This is a genomic window from Streptomyces shenzhenensis, from assembly GCF_003688995.1.
Taxonomy (GTDB): Bacteria; Actinomycetota; Actinomycetes; order Streptomycetales; family Streptomycetaceae; genus Streptomyces; species Streptomyces shenzhenensis_A.
Window position 1 is genome coordinate 48,935 of sequence record NZ_PENI01000020.1, and the last position, 21,883, is coordinate 70,817.

The window sequence follows — 21,883 nt, forward strand, 5'->3', positions numbered from 1 at the left end:
GAAGGCGGGCCGAAGTGCCCACATCCGTTCCATACGGTACCCGCGCGGGCGCGATCCCGCGTGACCGAATGCCTCCCGGGCGTGACCCCCGGCCTCCCGGGCGGGCCGTGCAGCCTCCCGGGCGGGCCGTGCACAGACCGTCGCACAACCCGTTCGAGGCGTGGCCGCGGGGTTTGGGAGACTGATGCGGTGAGCAGTGCACCCTCCACCCCCCGAGTCATCGCCGTCGTCGGACCCACCGCCGCGGGCAAATCAGACCTGGGCGTCTTCCTCGCCCAGCGGCTCGGCGGCGAGGTGATCAACGCCGACTCCATGCAGCTCTACCGAGGCATGGACATCGGTACCGCCAAGCTGACACCCGAGGAGCGCGGCGGCGTCCCGCACCACCTGCTGGACATCTGGGACGTCACGGTCACCGCCTCCGTCGCCGAGTACCAGAGACTGGCCCGCGCCCGGATCGAGGCACTGCTCGCCGAGGGACGCTGGCCGATCCTGGTCGGCGGCTCCGGCCTGTACGTCCGCGGCGCGGTGGACAACCTGGAGTTCCCCGGCACCGACCCCGAGGTCAGGAACCGGCTGGAGGACGAACTCGCGCTGCGTGGCTCCGGAGCGCTGCACGCGCGCCTCGCCGCCGCCGACCCCGAGGCCGCCCGCGCGATCCTGCCCAGCAACGGCCGCCGTATCGTCCGCGCCCTGGAAGTGATCGAGATCACCGGCCGCCCCTTCACCGCCAACCTTCCCGGCCACGACTCGGTGTACGACACCGTCCAGATCGGCGTCGACGTGGCCCGCCCCGAACTCGACGAGCGCATCGCGCACCGCGTCGACCGCATGTGGGAGGCGGGCCTCGTGGCCGAGGTGCGCGCCCTGGAGGCGCGGGGCCTGCGCGAGGGGCGTACGGCGTCGCGCGCGCTCGGCTACCAGCAGGTCCTCGCGGCGCTGTCCGGTGACTGCACCGAACAGGAGGCGCGGTCGGAGACCGTACGCGCCACCAAACGCTTCGCGCGCCGCCAGGATTCATGGTTCAGGCGTGACCCGCGGGTGCACTGGTTGAGTGGGGCCGAGGCGGACCGTCAGGAACTTCCGCGCCTCGCACTGGCGTTGCTCGAACGACCGGTCACAGCCTGATCACGTGATGGCATCGGGATGCGCCGCCGGTCATCGGGGCCTCCGGCGCCATGCCATCATCGAGCTTCGATCGACCAAGTGGAGTCCGAGTTGGGAGGGCGCGTGGCGATGGAGGCCGGCCCTCGCGACACCGCACAAGGCACCGAGCACGTCACCGCCGACGGCGGCGAAGCGGAGCAGGGCGAGGACCGCCTGAGCCCCGACGGACCCGACGAGACGCCGGGCGGCGTGACCGCCGACGGCCCCGAGCCCGAGGAGATGTTCGCCGGCGGGCCTGAGGTCGAGGTCGAGCTGCGCCCGCAGCGCCGGCTGCGCATCTGGCAGCTCGCCCCCATCGTGGCGCTGGCCGCGGTCGGCTCCCTGATGTTCGCCTTCCCGCTCGCCTTCGACTTCGGCGACAGCGGCGCGGTGATCGCGATGCTCGGCCTGCTGATCTGCTCCTGCTCCGCGGGCTGGGGCATGATGGCCGCCCGCCGCGTCGGCCACACCCTGCCGGGGCTGCCCCCGCGGGGCTCCGGACGCCGCCCCGACTGGCGGGTCGTCCTGGCCTACGTCCTGATCGTGGCCGTGGTCGCGGTCCTCGCCGTGTGGCGCGTGGCCCGACTGCGTCACTGAGCCGGGCCGCGCCGGTCACCGAAGGCCGCCCGGCCGCGTCCGCCGCCCGGCCACGCCGACGGGCCGGAGCGGGCAGCGGGGTGCGGAACCGTCGCACCGGTCACCGGCCCCGCGGGGATGTCGTAGCGACCCCGTACGATCGAGGAATGAGCACGCGGATCGCCTTCCTCAAGGGTCACGGCACCGAGAACGACTTCGTGATCGTCCCCGACCCGGAGAACGCCCTGGACCTCACCCCGGCCGCCGTCGCCGCCCTGTGCGACCGCCGCGCCGGCATCGGCGGCGACGGCGTGCTGCACGTGGTGCGCTCCGCCGCGCACCCCGAGGCCGCGGGGATGGCGTCCCGAGCGGAGTGGTTCATGGACTACCGCAACGGCGACGGTTCGGTCGCCGAGATGTGCGGCAACGGAGTCCGGGTGTTCGCCCGCTACCTCCAGCACGCCGGACATGTGGACGGAGGCGACCTCGCGATCGCCACGCGCGCGGGCGTGAAGACCGTGCACATCGCCAAGGACGGTGACGTCACGGTCGGCATGGGCAGCGCGCGCCTGCCCGAGGGCGCCGTGACGGTGAGCGTCGGCGAGCGCAGCTGGCCCGCGCGGAACGTGAACATGGGCAACCCGCACGCCGTCGCCTTCGTCGACGACCTCGCGCACGCGGGCGACCTGCTCGCCCAGCCCCCGTTCAGCCCGGCCGCCGCCTACCCCGACGGGGTCAACATCGAGTTCGTCGTCGACCGCGGCCCCCGGCACGTCGCCCTGCGGGTGCACGAGCGCGGCGCCGGCGAGACCCGCTCGTGCGGCACGGGCGCGTGCGCCGTCGCCGTGGCCGCCGCCCGCCGCGACGGCACCGACCCGGCCGTCACCGGAGCCCCGGCGACCTACACCGTGGACGTGCCCGGCGGGCGCCTCGTGATCACCGAGCGGCCGGACGGTGAGATCGAGATGACCGGCCCCGCGGTGATCGTGGCCGAGGGCGAGTTCGAGGCCGACTGGCTGGAAAACGCGGCCCGCTGACCACGCGAATCGCGGCCCCGGCCGCCCTGGACACATGGATCCGTGGGTATCCGGGTCCGCGCCGGTTCGAAACCACGGCCGACCGCGGAGCGCCTGGCGCAAAACCGTAAACCTTCAGATCGTCGCTCGAATGGGTGATCCGTTTCACGCTCGGCGAGAGCGGGTCAGTCGGGCGTGATGGGCTCGATAGCATCAAGCACCGGCACGGACGGGGGAACGTCGCCATCCCTGAGCCGCGTATGCCCTGGGGCTCCGTCCGCCGGTCCACGAGCCGGAGGTGCCCATGAGTGCGGAGGCCACGAACCCCGCGACCCCTGGTCCTGTAGCCCCTACAGCGCCCCGCAGGAAGGCCCGTCCCCGGATCGACCTGCGCCGGCTCGGCCGGGCCGCGCTGCTCGGCCCGGCCGCCCGTGACCGGCTGCCCGACGCCATCGGCCACGTCGTCGAAGCCCACCGCGCCCACCACCCCGACGCCGACCTCGAACCGCTGCGCCGCGCCTATGTCCTGGCGGAGTCCTCGCACCGCGGCCAGATGCGCAAGAGCGGCGAGCCGTACATCACGCATCCGCTCGCCGTGACCCTGATCCTCGCCGAACTCGGGGCCGAGACGACGACGTTGACGGCCTCCCTGCTCCACGACACCGTCGAGGACACCGATGTGACGCTGGACCAGGTGCGGGACCAGTTCGGCGAGGAGGTCCGCTACCTCGTCGACGGGGTCACCAAGCTGGAGAAGGTCGACTACGGCGCCGCTGCCGAGCCCGAGACCTTCCGCAAGATGCTCGTCGCCACCGGCAACGACGTCCGGGTGATGTCGATCAAGCTCGCCGACCGGCTGCACAACATGCGCACCCTCGGCGTGATGCGCCCCGAGAAACAGGCCCGGATCGCGAAGGTGACCCGCGACGTCCTGATCCCGCTCGCCGAACGGCTGGGCGTCCAGGCACTCAAGACCGAGCTGGAGGACCTGGTCTTCGCCATCCTCCACCCCGAGGAGTACGCGCACACGCGGCAGTTGATCGCCGCCAACGCGGCCCGCCCCGACGACCCCCTCACCGAGATCGCCGACGAGGCCCGCACGGTCCTGCGCGACGCCGGCATCCAGGCCGAAGTCCTCATCCGTTCACGGCACTTCGTCTCCGTGCACCGCGTGGCCCGCAAGCGCGGACGGCTGCGCGGCGCCGACTTCGGGCGACTGCTCGTGCTGGTCAACGAGGACGCGGACTGCTACGGCGTCCTGGGCGAGCTGCACACCTGCATGACGCCCGTCGTCTCGGAGTTCAAGGACTTCATCGCCGTACCCAAGTTCAACCTGTACCAGTCGCTGCACACCGCCGTCGCCCGCGCGGACCGCCAGGTCGTCGAAGTCCTCATCCGCACCCACCAGATGCACCGTGTCGCCGAGGCGGGCGTGGTCGCCCTCGGCAACCCCTACGCCCCGCCCACGGACGAGCACGCGTCGACGGCCGACGGCGAGCGCGCCGACCCGACCCGCCCCGGCTGGCTCTCCCGGCTCCTCGAATGGCAGCGGGGCGCCCCCGACCCCGACACCTTCTGGTCGACGCTGCGCGAGGACCTCGCCCAGGACCGCGAGATCACCGTCTTCCGGCCCGACGGCGGCACGCTGGGGCTGCCCGAGGGCGCCACCTGCGTGGACGCCGCCTACGCCCAGTACGGCGAGGACGCGCACGCCTGCATCGGGGCCCGCGTCAACGGCCGCCTGGCCACCCTCAGCACGGTCCTGAGGGACGGCGACTCCGTCCAGCTCCTCATGGGCCAGGACCTGGCCTCCGAGCCGTCGCGGGAGTGGCTGGAGCACGCCCACACACCGGCGGCGCGCATCGCCATCCAGCGGTGGCTCGCGGCGCATCCGGAGGATCCGGCGGAGGGACCGGCAGCGGGACTGGCGGAGGATCCCGTGGAGGGACCGGCGGGGGAGCGCGCGCGGTTCGGCGAGCGCCTCGACGACATCGAGAGCGCCGCCGGGGCCGCTCCCGGCCCGCGGACCCGCACGGCCGTGAGCGACCCGGGCGTGAGCGACCCGGCCGCGCCCGCGGCCGCCGCCCGCACGACCTCCGACGGCGGCACCGGGCGCGCGGGCGCCGACCTCGTCGTCGAGCGTCCGGGCGCCGTCGTACGCCTCGCCGGATGCTGTACGCCCGTGCCTCCCGACGAGATCACCGGTTTCTCCGTGCGCGGCGGTGTCGTGACCGTGCACCGCGTGCGGTGCGCCGCGGTGGCGCGCATGAAGCGCGGGGGGCGCGCGGAGGTCGATGTGCGCTGGGGGGACAGCTCCGCCTGCCGGGTCACGCTCGTCGCGGAATCGTTCGGGCGGCCCCATCTGCTCGCCGATCTCACCGAGGCGATCGCCCTGGAGGGCGCCGAGATCGTCTCCGCCATCGTCGAACCGCCCAGCCAGCAGCGGGTCCGCCACACGTACACCCTCCAACTCCCCGACGCGACCCGCCTCCTCGCCCTGATGCGGGCCATGCGCAATGTGCCCGGCGTGTACGACGTGAGCCGCGCACAACACGAGGCCGCGGACTCCTGAGCGGCGCCCGGCACGAGGCCATGCGCCCCGAGTGGGGCCCGGCACCGGACCTTGGCCTCCCGGGCGTTCCTCAGCACTGGCCCTGGGCCTCCTGAATGGCGTCAGAACGGGACGTCGCTTCTTTGAACGGCCGTCGGGACGGGCGTCGCTTCTTGAAGTGATCGTCAGGGCAGCGTTGCTCCTTGAGTGACCGTCAGCACCGGGCGCCGGCCCCCTAGTCGGCGTCGAGCACCGGGTCCACGACTCCCAGGGCGCCCGCAGGACCAACCCGTTCGAGTGGGCCGGGCGCGCGTCGCCGCAGCGGGGCACGCGCGCGCTGGTAGCGGTGGTGCATGCTGCTCAACCCCCGCACCCGGCCGCGCCGGGCCGCCCGGCGCCGGAAGGGCGCCCTCCTGGCCGCCGCCGTCTCCGTGTGCCTCCTGTCCGCGAGCGCCCCCGCCGCCCCGCTGGGCGTCGGCGACCGGCTCTTCCCGTACCTCGGCAACCCCGGATACGACGTGGCGTCGTACGACGTCGACCTCACCTATCCCGGCAGCAACGACAAACCCCTCAAGGCCGTCACCACCATCAACGCCTGGACCACGACCGCACTGGACCGGCTCAACCTCGACTTCGCGCACGGCACTGTCAAGTCCGTGGAGGTCGACGGGAGGCCGGCCGGTTTCGCCAGGGCCGGCGACGACCTTGTCATCACCCCGGACCGGCCGCTGCCCCAGGGCAGTTGGCTGCGGATCACCGTCCGGCACACCAGTGACCCGATGCCCGCCAAGGACCGGGACGGCGGCTGGGTGCGCACCAAGGACGGCCTCGCCATGGCCAACCAGGCCGACGCCGCGCACCTGGTGTTCCCGTGCAACGACCACCCGTCCGACAAGGCGATGTTCACCTTCCGGATCACCGCCCCGAACGACTACACAGCCGTCGCCAACGGACTGTCGACCGGCGTGGACCGGGTCGGCCCCTCCACCACCTGGACGTACCGCACCCAGCACCCCATGGCCACCGAGCTCGCCCAGGTCTCCATCGGCCGCTCCACCGTGCTGCGCCGCACCGGACCGCACGGACTGCCGGTCCGCGACGTCGTGCCGACCGCCGACCGCAAGGCCCTCGAACCCTGGCTGGCGAAGACCCCCGACCAGATCGCCTGGATGGAGGGCAAGGTCGGGCCCTACCCCTTCGAGACATACGGCGTGCTCATGGCCCAGGCCGCCACCGGCTTCGAACTCGAGACGCAGACCCTCTCCCTCTTCGAGAAGGAACTGTTCACCGAGCCCGCCTACCCCAAGTGGTACGTCGAGTCGGTCATGGTGCACGAGCTGTCGCACCAGTGGTTCGGCAACAGCGTCAGCCCGCGCACCTGGTCCGACCTGTGGCTCAACGAAGGCCACGCCACCTGGTACGAGGCCCTCTACGCGGAGGAGAAGGCCGACCGGCCCATGGTCGACCGGATCAAGGCCGCCTACGAGGCCTCCGACCGCTGGCGCGCCTCCGGCGGTCCGCCCGCCGCCCCCAAGCCCCCGAACCGGGGCCAGAAGATCGGGATCTTCCGGCCGAACGTCTACGACGGCGCCGTGCTGGTCCTCTACGCCCTGCGCCAGGAGATCGGGCAGTCCGCCTTCGAGCGGCTGGAGCGGGCCTGGGTGCAGACGCACCGGGACGCCACCGCGACCACGGCCGACTTCGAACGCCTCGCCGCGGCCGTCGCCGGACGCGACCTGGGCGGATTCTTCAAGGGCTGGCTGTACGGCGAGAAGACCCCGCCGATGCCCGGACACTCGGACTGGAAGTCCGCGCCGCCCGAGGAGAAGGCCGGGAAATCCCCCGCGAAGGGCGTCCAGGGATCGTCCGCGAAGGAGCCTGCGGCATCGTCCGCGAAGGAGGGCGCCGCGCCGCCGGCGCACGGGGCCGTGGGCTAAGGCCCGGAATAAGCCGGTGACGAGACGGGCCGTGCCGTGCGACCATCGTCAGGTCGGCGCGGCACGGAACTCGGGAATCTCCCGCCGTCCTCGTGCGTTCTCCATATTGACCGCCGTAACGGAATCCCTTCCGACGTAAGGACCCAATGACCTCCTCTTCTTCCCCTTCCCAGGACACCAAGCGCCTTGCGCACGACTACCCCGAAGGTCTTCGGGCCGATGCCCTGATGGAAGAGGACGTCGCCTGGAGCCACGAGATCGACGGAGAGCGGGACGGCGACCAGTTCGACCGCTCCGAGCGCGCGGCACTGCGCCGCGTGATCGGCCTCTCCACCGAGCTCGAGGACGTCACCGAGGTCGAGTACCGACAGCTCCGCCTGGAGCGGGTCGTGCTCGTCGGGGTGTGGACGTCCGGGACCGTGCAGGACGCCGACAACTCCCTCGCCGAGCTGGCCGCCCTCGCGGAGACCGCGGGCGCGCTCGTGCTCGACGGGGTGGTCCAGCGCCGCGACAAGCCCGACGCGGCCACCTACATCGGCTCCGGCAAGGCCGAGGAACTGCGCGACATCGTCCTCGAAACGGGCGCGGACACCGTCATCTGCGACGGTGAGCTCAGCCCGGGCCAGCTGATCCACCTCGAGGACGTCGTCAAGGTCAAGGTCATCGACCGTACGGCCCTGATCCTCGACATCTTCGCCCAGCACGCCAAGTCCCGAGAGGGCAAGGCGCAGGTCGCGCTCGCGCAGATGCAGTACATGCTGCCCAGGCTCCGCGGCTGGGGTCAGTCGCTGTCCCGCCAGATGGGCGGCGGCAAGGGCGGCGGCCTGGCCACCCGTGGCCCCGGTGAGACCAAGATCGAGACGGACCGGCGGCGGATCCGCGAGAAGATGGCGAAGATGCGCCGGGAGATCGCGGAGATGAAGACCGGCCGCGAGATCAAGCGCCAGGAGCGCAGGCGGAACAAGGTGCCGTCCGTCGCCATCGCGGGCTACACCAACGCCGGCAAGTCCTCCCTGCTCAACCGCCTCACGGGCGCGGGCGTCCTGGTCGAGAACGCGCTGTTCGCGACCCTGGACCCGACCGTCCGCCGGGCCGAGACCCCGGGCGGCCGGGTGTACACGCTCGCCGACACGGTCGGCTTTGTCCGGCACCTGCCGCACCACCTGGTCGAGGCGTTCCGCTCCACCATGGAGGAGGTCGGCGACTCCGACCTGATCCTGCACGTGGTGGACGGCTCGCACCCGATCCCGGAGGAGCAGCTGGCCGCCGTGCGCGAGGTGATCAGGGACGTCGGCGCCACCGACGTGCCCGAGATCGTCGTGATCAACAAGGCGGACGCGGCCGACCCGCTGGTGCTCCAGCGGCTGCTGCGCGTCGAGAAGCGGTCCATCGCCGTCTCGGCCCGCACCGGCCGGGGCATCGACGAACTGCTCGCGCTCATCGACAACGAGCTGCCCAGGCCGTCCGTCGAGATCGAGGCCCTGGTGCCGTACACGCACGGCAAGCTGGTCGCCCGCGCCCACACCGAGGGCGAGGTGATCTCCGAGGAGCACACCGCGGAGGGCACGCTGCTCAAGGTGCGGGTGCACGAGGAACTGGCGGCCGACCTCGCGCCGTACGTTCCCGCGTCGCTCGCCTGAGCCACCGCGACACAGTCCGAAGGCCCGCCCCGCCGACCGCGGGAGCGGGCCTTCGGACTGCCGGGGCCACCCGACAGCGTCGCCTCGGACTTGCCGGGAACCTTGTACTGCGGTAGCAGCCCCGCTCTGCCCGGCGTGCGCACAGCGACCGGCCGTCCGCGACTGTGCCCGCCGTCCGCTACTGCCCGGCGAACTTCTCGCTGACCGCGCTGTACACACCCTCGGCCACGTCACCCAGTCGCGGACCGGCCAGCCAACCCGACCTCACCGGACCGATGGACGTGTTGGACACCAGCGTCGGCTTGCCGTCGGAACCGGTCTCCACCCAGCCGCCGCCGGACGAACCACCCGTCATCGTGCAGCCGATGCGGTACATCGTCGGGTCCGACGTGCTGAGCGACAGCCGCCCCGGCTTGTCCTGGCACTGGTACAGCGACTGACCGTCGAACGGCGCCGCCGCCGGGTACCCGGTCGCCATGATGCTCGCCACCTTCGGCACCGCCGGGGCGTCGAAGTCCACCGGGAGCGCCGAACCGACCGTCTCCTCCAGCGACTTGCCGCTGCCGCCCTCCTCGGGCGTCACATGGATCACGGCGAAGTCGTACGAGGCACCGTCCCCGCCCGTCTCACCGCCCTGCTCGATCCACTGCTGAGAGGTCTGCGCCCAGTCGCCCCACCAGATCCCGTACGGAGCGATCTGCTCCTTGGTGGCGCTCTGCAACTCCTCGTTCGTCATGCCCGTGTCGTTGTACGACGGCACGAACGCGATGTTGCGGTACCAGCCGCCCTTCTTACCGGCATGCACACAGTGGCCTGCGGTCCACACCATGTTGGACTTGCCGGGGTGCGCCGGGTCCTGCACCACCGTCGCCGAGCAGACCATCGTGCCCTCGGGGGCGTCGAAGAACACCTTGCCGGCGGTGCCGGCATGGGTGCGGTACGGCGGCTGCACCGCCTGTGCCTGCACCGGCGCCGGCGTCGGGTCGGTCACACCCTGGTCATCGGAGAGGTCGTTGTCGTCCACGCCCCGGTCCGGGTCGTCGGCATCCCGCATGCGGTCCGGGTCCCACAGGCCCTTGATGATCGGGTTGATGAATTCGTTCGCCTCACGCAGCCAGTCGTCCTTGTTCCAGTTCTTCCACGCGCCGTTCTTCCACTGGTCGAGATCGATCCCGTGCTCCTTGAGCCTTTCCTTGATGTCCTCCGGGATCTTGATCTTTCCGTCGTCGGCGGCAGCGGAGGCGCCGGCCTGGCCGCCCGCAGTGTCGTCGCCGTCGCTGGTGCACGCCGTGGCGGTGAGCGCCAGCGCCGAGACGAGGGCGACGGCCGCCAGCACGGGGGAGGTTCTGCGGCCCGCACTCCTCCCGCGGCGAACGGTGAAGGACGGCCGTATGGATCGCATGGTCTTGACTCCCCCTGCTGGTAAGGAAACTCGGTGCTGCGACCGTGATGTCCGGTGGAACTCATGGGGAGTTCACGCAGGTCTCACGGCTCTCTGGGAACGGCACCACACACTATGCGCTCGCTGTGGGGGACTTCCGACGGAACAGCAACAGTTGCGTCACGGCAAGGATCTTGAGGCAACCCGTAACCCGGTGGGCGGTCCGGTGTTGTAGCCGTGAGGGGCCTGCGGCCCGTGCCCGGTCCCGCGGATCAACTCGCCCCTGGACAGCGGGAGGACTCGGAGCCGTGGCCGCGACCGATTCGGTGACCGATCCGAAGGCCGATTCGGTGACCGATCCGAGGACCGGGGAGCCGTCCGGGGGAGTGCACACCGCTCACGAATGTGACCTGGCCGCCCTCGTCAGGGACGTCGCCCGAGCCGCCACCGGACGCCACACCGGTCGGACGCGGCGGACCACGACGCCGACTCGACTCGGCACCGTCCCGTCAGCCAGGCAAGCCCGATGGACCGCCGTACCTTCGCCCCCTCCATGAACCGTCACCCTCGCGCCCTCATGAACCGCCTTCCCTCGCTGTCTCGCCATCGTCCCGACTCCTCGGCGCATGAGTCCGAGCAATGCCGAAGGCCATCGAACACCTGCTCCGCACCCTCCCTAGGAACAGTCTTGAATGCCAGCGCCACCCCCAACGGCCGTTCCCGTGCTCCTGACACCACCTCCCACGGCACACACGCCCCGCTCTCGCCGACGGCCGAGCGGGTACCCGAGCAGAAACCCCGGATCCCGGAAGCGGACCGTCCGTGGGGCGTGTCCGACGACCCTCTGGAACACCCCGACCCCTCCACGGCCGCCCAGAGCGCGGCCGTGGAGAACCTGCTTCGCTGCTGGGTCCGCGAGATGAACCTCGCAGCGCCCGACACCGGCCCCGACCTCGGCCCAGATGCCGGCACCGGCACCCGCTCCCGTACCCTCCGCATCCCGCTGCCCCACAGCGGCACGGCCCTGACCGCACCCGTCCGCTACTGGTCCCCGACCGGCTGGCACCGATTCGGCCGCCCGCGCCTCGCCGACGTCCCCGAGGACGCCCCACCGGTCGACGCCGTGACCCTCGCGGCGCTGATCACCAGGGAGACGCTCGGCCGTACCGGCACCCCCGCCGGTCCGGACGCCGCAGCGACCCCCGATGGCAGAGACCTGGCCGCACGAGTGGCCGACTCGCTCCACCGCACCGCCCTCTTCATCAGAGACCGGCGCACCCACCCCGCCGACGGACCCGACCGGTTCCTCAGCGCCGAACAGGCACTCCTGCTCGGACACCCGCTGCATCCGACCCCGAAGAGCCGCGAGGGCCTGTCCGAAGCGGAAGCCCGTCCCTACTCACCGGAGTTGCGCGGCTCCTTCCCCTTGCACTGGATGGCCGTATCGCCTTCCCTGCTCGCTACCGATTCGGCCTGGACCGAGCGTGGACGCCCTGTCCGGGCGGCGCACCTCACGGCACTGCTCGCCGGCCCCGGGCTGGCCCTGCCCGACGGGTTCGCCGCCCTGCCCCTGCACCCCTGGCAGTCGCGCGAGATCCGGCACCGACACGACATCGCTGCCCTCCTCGACGCGGGACTGCTCAGAGAACTCGGTCCCTTCGGTTCCCCGTGGCACCCCACCTCCTCCGTACGTACCGTCCATCAAACCGGTGCTCCCGCGATGCTCAAGCTGTCCCTGGGCCTCCGGATCACCAACTCGCGCCGGGAGAACCTCCGTAAGGAACTCCACCGCGGCGTCGAGGTGCACCGCCTGCTGCGCTCCGGCCTGTCGCGGCAGTGGCAGGCCGTGCACCCGGGCTTCGACATCGTCCGCGACCCCGCCTGGCTGGCCGTCGACGACCCGGACGGCCTGCCCGTCCGGGGACTCGATGTGGTGCTCCGGCACAACCCCTTCGCACCCGCCGACGACGTCTCCTGCCTCGCCGGTCTCGTCGCGCCTCGGCCCATGGCCGTGCCCGCCGCCCACGGGCATCTCGCGGGCGCGACGGCCCGGCCCTTCCAGTCCCGCCTCGCCCAAGTCGTCACGCGCCTCGCCGAGCGGACCGGTCGTCCCCTTGGAACGGTCGCCACGGAGTGGTTCCTGCGCTACTTGGAGCAGGTCGTGCGTCCCGTGCTGTGGCTGGACAGCGAGGCGGGGATCGCCCTGGAGGCGCACCAGCAGAACACGCTGCTCGTGCTGGACGACGACGGTTGGCCTGCGGGCGGCCGCTACCGGGACAATCAGGGCTACTACTTCCGCGAGTCCCGGCGAGCCGAACTCGACGCACGACTGCCCGGCATCGGCGAGCACAGCGACACGTTCGTCTCCGACGAGGTCACCGACGAACGGTTCGCCTACTACCTCGCCATCAACAACGTGCTCGGCCTGATCGGTGCGTTCGGCTCGCAGCGCCTCGCCGACGAGTGTCTGCTGCTGGCCGCGTTCCGCCGTTTCCTCGCCGGCATCGCCGCGGGCCCCACGCCGCTGCGGACCTCCCTGCCCGCCCGCATGCTCGACTCACCTGTCCTGCGCTGCAAGGCCAACCTGCTGACCAGGTTGCACGGCCTCGACGAACTCGTCGGCCCGGTCGACACCCAGTCCGTCTACGTAACCATCGCCAACCCCCTTCATTCCTGAACCGAACAATTCATTCACCCTTCGAGGAACGTAGCCACCTCGGACTCTGACAGGAGCGCGCCATGTCCCCTGCCGACGCGAGCACCGACACCGGACCCGTGCCCGTTCACCCCGGTTCCTCCGGCCCCGGAGGGGACAGCGAGGAAACGCTGGACCTGCGCCTTCCCGCCGAACTCATCGCCCTCATCGCCGGGGAACCGAGGGACACCGATGACTCAGCCGGTGCCGGTCCGCTTGCAACGGGGGACGAGCGGGGGCTGTCTCCGACGGGGGTCGGCCCAGGCTTTGCGGCGGATGCCGGTCGGCGCTCGGCGCTTGACACCGGCTCTTCGTTCGCCGCGCAGGCCGACTTGCCGTCCGCGGTGCAGGCCGGACCGCCCTCCGCGGGGGAAGCCGGCTCGCTCTTCGAGACCGTTGCCCACTCGTCCGCTGAGACCGACGCGCGATCGTTCTCCGCGGCGGATGCCGCCCTGTTCTCCGCCGCGGACGACGACCTGCTCGACCATGTCGCCGGCTGGGGCCCGACCGGCACATCCGTGGGCCTGTTCCAGTTGGTCCCCGTCCGCCTCGATCACGATCTCCCGCTCATCAGCCGCTGGATGAACGACCCCGCGGTCGCCGCGTTCTGGGATCTGGCCGGTTCCCAGGACAGGACCGAGGAGCATCTGTGTGCCCAGCTCACCGGCGACGGGCGGAGCGTGCCGTGCCTCGGCACGCTGGACGGCACCCCCATGAGCTACTGGGAGATCTATCGGGCGGATCTGGACCCACTGGCCCGCCACTATCCGGCCCGCCCGCACGACACCGGGATCCATCTCCTCATCGGCGGCGTCGCCGACCGGGGGCGGGGTCTGGGGTCCGCCCTCCTCAGAGCAGTGGCCGAGCTGATCCTGAGCCGACGTCCCGCCTGCGCCCGAGTCATCGCCGAGCCCGACCTCCGCAATACGCCGTCCATGGCCGCCTTCCTTTCCGCGGGCTTCCGGCTCGCCGCCGAGGTCGACCTGCCCGCCAAGCGGGCCGGCCTCATGATCCGGGACCGGTCACTGCGTGATGTGTTGTAGCGCTCGGTGACGATCCGTTCACATGTAGTACGAACCTCGGACCGCTCCGGTTCCCGGTCGCCGGAAACGGAGTCGAGCAAGGCGGCCGGGTCGTTCTCCATCGCGGCAACCGGGTCGCGGGCCGCTTCGTGCTCCGCCGTGAGTCAAGCGATCCGGAGACGGGAGGGCGCGCGCTGCCCGGCACAGGCCGCGATCTCCATCCACCTGCCGGAACAGCCCGCCGGACTCGCTCGCCCGGTCCGATCGCGCAGTTCGCGCCGTGAGGCTGGCGGGTGCCGTTCCAAATGGCCGGGGCCCTCGCCCTGGCCGGGCTGTGGCCGTGCTCCTCGCTCACCGAAAGTCCCCGGTTCCTGGCCATCGAGGACCGCGCTCGTGCCGCTTGTCGACGTCGTCCGGCACCACTGGCGGCTGATGCTCCTGACCGCCGGAGCGCTCGCGGTGGGGTACCTCGGATGCCACCGGATTTCGTGTGGTCGAGGCCTTGCCGGGCCTTGGTCCTGTGCTGCCCAGGCCCTGCCCGGCCTCGGTCCCATGCGGTCGAGGTCTGCCGGGCCTCGGCCCCGTGCCGCCCAGGCCCTTGCGAGGCCTTGCCCCGCCACCCCGTCCTGAGACCGGCCCCACCCGTACCCCGCCCCGCTCCACGTCCGACGCCGCCGAGGAGTCTCCACCGTGATCCGCCCCGACCCTCACCGGTCCCGTCGATCGGACGGCCCCCGCGCCCGCGGCAGCCGTGAAGTCCCGTCCACCGGCCCGTCACTTGGCCCGGCCACCGGCCCACGCCTGGGCCCACCCCTCCACTCCGGCTTGACCGCCCGTTTGTCAGTGCCGGGCCGTAGGGTGGTCGGGCTATGACGAAGCCCTCACTCCCCGAACTCCTGCATGCCGCTGTCGCAGCCGTCGGCGGCACGGAGCGCCCCGGCCAGGTGACCATGGCCGAATCGGTTGCCGAAGCGATCGACGACGGATCCCATCTGCTGGTTCAGGCCGGCACCGGCACCGGCAAGTCGCTGGGCTACCTCGTGCCGGCACTCGCGCACGGGGAGCGTGTCGTCGTCGCGACGGCCACCCTCGCTCTGCAGCGCCAGCTCGTGGAGCGCGATCTGCCGCGCACGGTGGAGGCGCTGCATCCGCTGCTGCGGCGCCGCCCGGAGTTCGCGATGCTCAAGGGGCGGTCGAACTATCTGTGCCTGCACCGTCTTCACGAGGGCGTACCGCAGGACGAGGAGGAGGGGCTCTTCGACCAGTTCGAGGCGGCTGCGCCGACCAGCAAGCTGGGCCAGGACCTGCTGCGGCTGCGCGACTGGGCGGACGAGACCGAGAACGGGGACAGGGACGACCTGACACCGGGCGTGTCCGACCGTGCCTGGGCGCAGGTGTCGGTGTCCTCCCGGGAGTGCCTGGGCGCCTCGAAGTGTGCCTACGGCGCCGAGTGCTTCGCCGAGATGGCCCGCGAGCGGGCCAAGCTCGCCGAGGTTGTCGTCACCAACCACGCGCTGCTCGCGATCGATGCCATCGAGGGCGCCCCGGTGCTCCCTCAGCACGAGGTACTGATCGTGGACGAGGCGCACGAACTGGTTTCGCGCGTCACCGGCGTCGCGACCGGCGAGCTGACGCCCGGCCAGGTCAACCGGGCGGTGCGCCGTGCCGCGAAGCTGGCCAACGAGAAGGCCGCGGACCAGCTCCAGACCGCGGCCGAGGGCTTCGAGCGGCTGATGGAGCTGGCCCTTCCGGGCCGGCTGGAGGAGATCCCGGAGGACCTCGCCTACGCTCTGATGGCGCTGCGGGACGCCGCCCGCACCGTGATTTCCGCGATCGGCGCGACGCGTGACAAGTCGGTCCAGGACGAGGACGCGGTCCGCAAGCAGGCGCTGGCGTCCGTGGAGACGGTGCACGACGTGGCGGAGCGCGTGGTGAACGGCTCGGAGTGGGATGTCGTCTGGTACGAACGCCACGACCGCTTCGGCGCCTCTCTCCGTGTCGCCCCCATGTCCGTCTCGGGACTCCTCAGGGAGAAGCTCTTCGCGGACCGCTCCGTCGTCCTCGCGTCCGCCACGCTCAAGCTGGGCGGTGACTTCAACGGAGTCGGCGCCTCCCTGGGCCTCGCCCCGGAGGGCACGGAGGGCGAGGATCTCCCGCAGTGGAAGGGCATCGACGTCGGCTCGCCCTTCGACTACCCCAAACAGGGCATCCTGTATGTGGCCAAGCACCTGTCCCGCCCGGCACGGGACGGCGACCGTGCGGACATGCTCGACGAACTGACCGAACTCATCCAGGCGGCGGGGGGCCGCACGCTCGGCCTCTTCTCCTCCATGCGGGCGGCTCAGCTCGCCGCCGAGGAGCTGCGCTCGCGGGTCCCCGAGTTCCCGATCCTGCTCCAGGGCGAGGAGACCCTCGGCGAGCTGATCAAGAACTTCGCCGCGGACCCCAAGACCTGTCTGTTCGGCACCCTGTCCCTGTGGCAGGGCGTCGACGTGCCCGGTCCCAGCTGCCAGCTGGTCGTGATGGACAAGATCCCCTTCCCGCGCCCCGACGACCCACTGATGAGCGCCCGCCAGAAGGCGGTGGAGGACGCGGGCGGCAATGGCTTCATGGCGGTCGCCGCCACCCATGCGGCGCTTCTGATGGCGCAGGGCGCCGGCCGGCTCGTCCGGGCCACGGGGGATCGCGGCGTGGTCGCCGTGCTGGACCAGAGGCTGGCCACGGCGCGGTACGGCGGCTACCTCAAGGCGTCACTGCCCGGCTTCTGGTACACGACGGACCGTAACCAGGTGCGGAAGTCGCTCGCCGCCATCGACGCCGCCGCGCAGCAGGCGGAAGCGAAGTGATCGCGGGTTGGTCTGTCCCGGCGCCGGGACAGACCAACCCGCGATGCGACGCCGCCGGTGACCGGGTTCCGGACAGCACAGGGCCCCGGAACCGGCGCAGAGGTTCCGGGGCCCGGTCAGGGGACGAACCGACGGCCCGCCCGTCCGGCCTAGACGCGCCGCAGGACGGCGACGACCTTGCCCAGGATGGTCGCGTCGTCACCGGGGATGGGCTCGTAAGCGGAGTTGTGCGGGAGGAGCCAGACATGGCCGTCCTCACGCTTGAAGCGCTTGACGGTGGCCTCGCCGTCGAGCATCGCGGCCACGATGTCGCCGTTCTCGGCGACCGGCTGGCGGCGGACGGTGACCCAGTCCCCGTCACAGATCGCGGCCTCGATCATGGAGTCGCCGACGACCTTCAGGACGAACAGCTCGCCGTCGCCCACCAGCTGTCGGGGGAGGGGGAAGACGTCCTCGACGGACTCCTCCGCGAGGATCGGGCCACCGGCGGCGATGCGGCCGACGAGCGGGACGTAGGACGCGGCGGGCTTGCCGGCGGTGTCCGTGGGCTGCACGGTCACCGTCTGGTCGGAGCCACGGACCTCGTACGCGCGCGGGCGATGCGGGTCGCGGCGCAGGAAGCCCTTGCGCTCGAGTGCCATCAGCTGGTGCGCGACCGATGAGGTGCTGGAGAGGCCGACGGCCTGGCCGATCTCCCGCATCGATGGCGGGTAGCCACGCCGCTGCACGGAGTCCCTGATGACCTCGATCACCCGGCGCTGCCGGTCGGTGAGCCCCGAGCTGTCCGCCCGGATGCCTGGAGGTCGGCCGGGCAGGGAGCGCTTGTGCCCTTCCGGATTCGTGGCTTCGTTCATCGCATGCACCGGCTCAAGTCGGCCCGGGGAGCGGTCCTGGGCAGTGATGGTGGCACTGTCTGCGGTGGTGGTCACGTCGGCCCCTCTCGATGGTCTCCCTGCTGGACAACGGTAGTTGCTTTCGAAAGGTTGCGCCAAACACACGTTCGAGTGAAAAAACGCGGTTCGCTTCACGTGATCACATGTCTGGGTGTATGGCTAACGCGTTGCCTGGCGGATAAAAGGGCTCATTGTTGTACTCTTCACCGCCGGGGTGCTGACCTCGTGGGTTGCGCGCTCAGTCTGCCATCCGGAGTCCCGTCGACCGGGAACCGATCCCCTTCTGTGCCGCAGTCGCACGCGTCCTCCGCGTGGCGTCCACGGTATCCCCGTATCCCTTCCCTCGGTACGCACGCGACACGCGCGCGTGTCGATGTGTTGAGCCAAGCACCACATGTAGTGGTTGGATTGCTACAGCTGCCCACAAGTTGTGGTCCCCCGGGTCTTCGATGTCCGAGAGATCGCCTATGCTGGGGGCTGCTTCGAGGGACCCAGGAGGTCTTTCGAGGCCGTTGAGTCTGCTGTGAGGAGGGTTGGAGATCATGCACTGCCCCTTCTGCAGGCACCCCGACAGCCGTGTCGTGGACAGTCGGACGACCGACGACGGCACGTCGATCCGCAGGCGCCGCCAGTGCCCGGACTGCACCCGCCGCTTCACGACCGTGGAGACGTGCTCGCTCATGGTGGTCAAGCGGTCCGGAGTCACCGAGCCCTTCAGTCGTACCAAGGTCATCAATGGTGTGCGCAAGGCATGCCAGGGGCGGCCCGTCACCGAGGACGCGCTCGCCCAGCTCGGCCAGCGGGTCGAGGAGGCGGTGCGGGCCACCGGGAGCGCCGAGCTGACCACCCACGACGTGGGGCTGGCCATACTCGGCCCGTTGCAGGAGCTGGACCTCGTCGCCTATCTGCGGTTCGCCTCCGTCTATCGGGCGTTCGACTCGCTCGAGGACTTCGAGGCGGCCATCGCCGAGCTCAGGGAAGCGACGCGAGGCCCCGCCGCGGACGACGATGACGCGGGAGCGGGGAGCCAGGAGGACGAGCGCGGGCGCGGAGGGACTGACGAGGTCCCCGTGCCCGCCCACGCTGCCGACTGAAAGGTGCGCCGGGGCGGACGGGGGTCCGGGATCCGGCCGGTCGGCGGCGAGTGAAGACCTGTTGTGGGCGGCAGCGTGTGGGAGCCCGCAACACAAGACAGAACACCGTGCCACGGGAACATCGGGGCACTTCAGGGCGTTTTAGCCCGTACAGGGAGGCGGCATGACAGAGACGGCGAGCGGTCCGGCACGAGGTTCCCGAGCCAAGGGCGCCAAGGCCACCAAGGGACTGCGTATCGAGCGCATCCACACCACTCCCGGCGTACACCCGTACGACGAGGTCGAGTGGGCGCGTCGTGACGTCGTCATGACCAACTGGCGCGACGGCTCGGTCAATTTCGAGCAGCGTGGCGTCGAGTTCCCCGACTTCTGGTCGGTGAACGCGGTCAACATCGTCACCAGCAAGTACTTCCGTGGTGCCGTGGGCACCCCGCAGCGCGAGACCAGCCTCAAGCAGCTGATCGACCGCATCGTGAAGACGTACCGGAAGGCCGGAGAGGACTACAAGTACTTCGCCTCGCCCGCCGACGCCGAGATCTTCGAGCACGAGCTGGCGTACGCCCTCCTGCACCAGATCTTCAGCTTCAACAGCCCCGTCTGGTTCAACGTGGGCACGCCCCAGCCCCAGCAGGTCTCTGCCTGCTTCATCCTGTCCGTCGACGACTCCATGGAGTCGATCCTCGACTGGTACAAGGAAGAGGGAATGATCTTCAAGGGCGGCTCCGGCGCCGGCCTGAACCTCTCTCGTATCCGCTCCTCCAAGGAGCTGCTGTCCTCCGGCGGCAACGCCTCCGGTCCGGTCTCCTTCATGCGCGGCGCCGACGCCTCGGCGGGCACGATCAAGTCCGGCGGAGCCACCCGCCGCGCCGCCAAGATGGTCATCCTCGACGTCGACCACCCCGACATCGAGGACTTCATCGAGACCAAGGTGAAGGAGGAGGAGAAGATCCGCGCACTGCGTGACGCGGGCTTCGACATGGACCTGGGCGGCGACGACATCACCTCCGTCCAGTACCAGAACGCCAACAACTCGGTCCGCGTGAACGACGAGTTCATGAAGGCCGTCGAGCAGGGCGGAAAGTTCGGCCTCCGCGCGCGGATGACCGGCGAGATCATCGAGGAGGTCGAGGCCAAGGAGCTGTTCCGCAAGATGGCCGAGGCCGCCTGGGCGTGCGCCGACCCCGGCATCCAGTACGACGACACCATCAACCACTGGCACACCTGCCCGGAGTCCGGCCGGATCAACGGCTCGAACCCCTGCAGCGAGTACATGCACCTGGACAACACGTCCTGCAACCTCGCCTCGCTGAACCTGATGAAGTTCCTGAAGGACGACGGCAAGGGCCACCAGTCGTTCGAGGTCGAGCGCTTCGCGAAGGTCGTCGAACTCGTCATCACCGCGATGGACATCTCCATCTGCTTCGCCGACTTCCCGACCCAGAAGATCGGCGAGAACACGCGCGCGTTCCGCCAGCTCGGCATCGGCTACGCCAACCTGGGCGCCCTGCTGATGGCCACCGGCCACGCCTACGACTCCGACGGCGGCCGCGCCCTGGCCGGCGCCATCACCTCCCTGATGACCAGCACGTCGTACCGCCGCTCCGCGGAACTCGCCGCGGTCGTCGGCCCGTACGACGGCTACGCCCGCAACGCCGACGCCCACAAGCGCGTCATGAAGCAGCACGCCGACGCCAACGGCACGGCCGTGCGCATGGACGACCTGGACACCCCGGTCTGGGCCGCCGCCACGGAGGCCTGGCAGGACGTGCTGCGCCTCGGTGAGAAGAACGGATTCCGTAACGCCCAGGCGTCCGTCATCGCCCCGACCGGCACCATCGGTCTCGCGATGTCCTGCGACACCACCGGCCTGGAGCCCGACCTCGCCCTGGTCAAGTTCAAGAAGCTGGTCGGCGGCGGCTCGATGCAGATCGTCAACGGCACCGTCCCGCAGGCCCTGCGCCGCCTGGGCTACCAGGAGGAGCAGATCGAGGCGGTCGTCGCCCACATCGCCGAGCACGGCAATGTGATCGACGCCCCCGGCCTCAAGCCGGAGCACTACGAGGTGTTCGACTGCGCCATGGGCGAGCGGGCGATCTCCCCGATGGGCCACGTCCGCATGATGGCCGCGATCCAGCCGTGGATCTCCGGCGCCCTGTCCAAGACGGTCAACATGCCGGAATCGGCGACCGTCGAGGAGGTCGAGGAGATCTACTTCGAGGCGTGGAAGATGGGCGTCAAGGCGCTCGCGATCTACCGCGACAACTGCAAGGTCGGCCAGCCGCTCTCCGCGAAGAAGAAGGACGACGACAAGAAGACCGAGGTCAAGGCCGAGGAGGCCCCCAAGGTCGAGAAGGTCGTCGAGTACCGCCCGGTCCGCAAGCGCCTCCCGAAGGGACGTCCAGGCATCACCACGTCCTTCACCGTCGGCGGCGCCGAGGGCTACATGACGGCCAATTCCTACCCGGACGACGGTCTCGGTGAGGTCTTCCTGAAGATGTCCAAGCAGGGTTCGACCCTCGCGGGCATGATGGACGCCTTCTCCATCGCCGTCTCCGTCGGCCTTCAGTACGGCGTGCCCCTGGAGACGTACGTCTCCAAGTTCACCAACATGCGCTTCGAGCCGGCCGGCATGACCGACGACCCGGACGTGCGGATGGCCCAGTCGATCGTCGACTACATCTTCCGCCGTCTGGCGCTGGACTTCCTGCCCTTCGAGACGCGCTCCGCGCTCGGCATTCACTCCGCCGAGGAGCGCCAGCGTCACCTGGAGACCGGCTCCTACGAGCAGGCGGAGGACGAGGTCGACGTCGAGGGCCTGGCCCAGTCGGCGCCGCGCCAGACCGACCTGAAGGCCGTGTCCACCCCGCGGGCCGGCGGCGAGGCGGCCGGCCCCGCCCCGAAGCAGGCACACACCAGCGCCGAGCTGGTGGAGATGCAGCTGGGCATCCAGGCCGACGCCCCGCTGTGCTTCTCCTGCGGCACGAAGATGCAGCGGGCCGGCTCCTGCTACATCTGCGAGGGCTGCGGCTCGACGAGCGGCTGCAGCTGACACCGGGCGGCATCGCGTCGGAGGCACCACTCGACGT

13 protein-coding genes and 1 pseudogene are annotated in these 21,883 nt (G+C 70.8%); 12 read left to right on the forward strand and 2 right to left on the reverse strand.

Annotation, left to right across the window (positions count from 1 at the left end):
- Positions 1-189: 189 nt before the first annotated feature.
- The 6 genes from miaA (at position 190) to hflX (ending at position 8,866) form a co-directional block, all read left to right on the forward strand.
- Complete coding sequence (gene miaA / locus CTZ28_RS27525) at positions 190-1,128, forward strand: tRNA (adenosine(37)-N6)-dimethylallyltransferase MiaA (protein ID WP_121892405.1); 939 nt, start codon at positions 190-192, stop codon at positions 1,126-1,128.
- 108 nt (positions 1,129-1,236) lie between these two features.
- Positions 1,237-1,743, forward strand: coding sequence for a hypothetical protein (locus CTZ28_RS27530; RefSeq protein ID WP_121892406.1), 507 nt, complete (start codon positions 1,237-1,239; stop codon positions 1,741-1,743).
- 146 nt (positions 1,744-1,889) lie between these two features.
- Entirely contained in the window at positions 1,890-2,759 is an 870-nt protein-coding gene (gene dapF / locus CTZ28_RS27535; protein WP_121892407.1) for a diaminopimelate epimerase, read from the forward strand.
- A 283-nt stretch (positions 2,760-3,042) separates the two neighbouring features.
- The gene (locus tag CTZ28_RS27540) at positions 3,043-5,310 is read left to right on the forward strand and encodes a RelA/SpoT family protein (protein WP_121892408.1); all 2,268 of its coding nucleotides are present in this window, start codon (positions 3,043-3,045) and stop codon (positions 5,308-5,310) included.
- Positions 5,311-5,642: 332 nt separating this feature from the next.
- On the forward strand, positions 5,643-7,226 hold the full coding sequence (locus tag CTZ28_RS27545; protein ID WP_121892409.1) for a M1 family metallopeptidase: 1,584 nt from the start codon (positions 5,643-5,645) through the stop codon (positions 7,224-7,226).
- A 146-nt stretch (positions 7,227-7,372) separates the two neighbouring features.
- Positions 7,373-8,866, forward strand: coding sequence for a GTPase HflX (hflX, locus tag CTZ28_RS27550; protein ID WP_121892410.1), 1,494 nt, complete (start codon positions 7,373-7,375; stop codon positions 8,864-8,866).
- A gap of 178 nt (positions 8,867-9,044) precedes the next feature.
- Here the strand turns inward: hflX and CTZ28_RS27555 are convergent, their stop codons facing one another.
- The gene (locus CTZ28_RS27555; protein ID WP_121892411.1) at positions 9,045-10,268 is read right to left on the reverse strand and encodes a trypsin-like serine peptidase; all 1,224 of its coding nucleotides are present in this window, start codon (positions 10,266-10,268) and stop codon (positions 9,045-9,047) included.
- A 556-nt stretch (positions 10,269-10,824) separates the two neighbouring features.
- Between CTZ28_RS27555 and CTZ28_RS27560 the strand changes: the two genes are divergently transcribed.
- The 4 genes and pseudogenes from CTZ28_RS27560 to CTZ28_RS27575 all read left to right on the forward strand — a co-directional run bounded on the left by CTZ28_RS27560 (position 10,825) and on the right by CTZ28_RS27575 (position 16,810).
- Complete coding sequence (locus tag CTZ28_RS27560; RefSeq protein ID WP_121892412.1) at positions 10,825-12,924, forward strand: IucA/IucC family protein; 2,100 nt, start codon at positions 10,825-10,827, stop codon at positions 12,922-12,924.
- A gap of 62 nt (positions 12,925-12,986) precedes the next feature.
- On the forward strand, positions 12,987-13,985 hold the full coding sequence (locus CTZ28_RS27565) for a GNAT family N-acetyltransferase (protein WP_121892413.1): 999 nt from the start codon (positions 12,987-12,989) through the stop codon (positions 13,983-13,985).
- 263 nt (positions 13,986-14,248) lie between these two features.
- Positions 14,249-14,432 (forward strand): annotated as a pseudogene (locus CTZ28_RS48670) (MFS transporter); the annotation flags it as partial.
- 401 nt (positions 14,433-14,833) lie between these two features.
- Positions 14,834-16,810, forward strand: coding sequence for an ATP-dependent DNA helicase (locus tag CTZ28_RS27575; RefSeq protein ID WP_121892414.1), 1,977 nt, complete (start codon positions 14,834-14,836; stop codon positions 16,808-16,810).
- 149 nt (positions 16,811-16,959) lie between these two features.
- Here the strand turns inward: CTZ28_RS27575 and lexA are convergent, their stop codons facing one another.
- Positions 16,960-17,739, reverse strand: coding sequence for a transcriptional repressor LexA (lexA, locus tag CTZ28_RS27580; RefSeq protein WP_121892415.1), 780 nt, complete (start codon positions 17,737-17,739; stop codon positions 16,960-16,962).
- Positions 17,740-18,245: 506 nt separating this feature from the next.
- Between lexA and nrdR the strand changes: the two genes are divergently transcribed.
- Positions 18,246-18,797: a transcriptional regulator NrdR gene (gene nrdR, locus CTZ28_RS27585; protein ID WP_121892488.1), complete on the forward strand. Its 552-nt coding sequence runs from the start codon at positions 18,246-18,248 to the stop codon at positions 18,795-18,797.
- Positions 18,798-18,960: 163 nt separating this feature from the next.
- The gene (locus CTZ28_RS27590) at positions 18,961-21,846 is read left to right on the forward strand and encodes a vitamin B12-dependent ribonucleotide reductase (RefSeq protein WP_121892416.1); all 2,886 of its coding nucleotides are present in this window, start codon (positions 18,961-18,963) and stop codon (positions 21,844-21,846) included.
- Positions 21,847-21,883: the final 37 nt, after the last annotated feature.

Excerpts from the sequence above, each read along its gene's own strand:
- CTZ28_RS27530 (WP_121892406.1), top strand. The coding sequence starts at position 1,237 with ATGGAGGCCGGCCCTCGCGACACCGCACAAGGCACCGAGCACGTCACC.
- dapF (WP_121892407.1), top strand. The coding sequence starts at position 1,890 with ATGAGCACGCGGATCGCCTTCCTCAAGGGTCACGGCACCGAGAACGAC.
- CTZ28_RS27540 (WP_121892408.1), top strand. The coding sequence starts at position 3,043 with ATGAGTGCGGAGGCCACGAACCCCGCGACCCCTGGTCCTGTAGCCCCT.
- CTZ28_RS27545 (WP_121892409.1), top strand. The coding sequence starts at position 5,643 with ATGCTGCTCAACCCCCGCACCCGGCCGCGCCGGGCCGCCCGGCGCCGG.
- hflX (WP_121892410.1), top strand. The coding sequence starts at position 7,373 with ATGACCTCCTCTTCTTCCCCTTCCCAGGACACCAAGCGCCTTGCGCAC.
- CTZ28_RS27555 (WP_121892411.1), bottom strand. The coding sequence starts at position 10,268 with ATGCGATCCATACGGCCGTCCTTCACCGTTCGCCGCGGGAGGAGTGCG.
- CTZ28_RS27560 (WP_121892412.1), top strand. The coding sequence starts at position 10,825 with ATGAACCGCCTTCCCTCGCTGTCTCGCCATCGTCCCGACTCCTCGGCG.
- CTZ28_RS27565 (WP_121892413.1), top strand. The coding sequence starts at position 12,987 with ATGTCCCCTGCCGACGCGAGCACCGACACCGGACCCGTGCCCGTTCAC.
- CTZ28_RS27575 (WP_121892414.1), top strand. The coding sequence starts at position 14,834 with ATGACGAAGCCCTCACTCCCCGAACTCCTGCATGCCGCTGTCGCAGCC.
- nrdR (WP_121892488.1), top strand. The coding sequence starts at position 18,246 with ATGCACTGCCCCTTCTGCAGGCACCCCGACAGCCGTGTCGTGGACAGT.
- CTZ28_RS27590 (WP_121892416.1), top strand. The coding sequence starts at position 18,961 with ATGACAGAGACGGCGAGCGGTCCGGCACGAGGTTCCCGAGCCAAGGGC.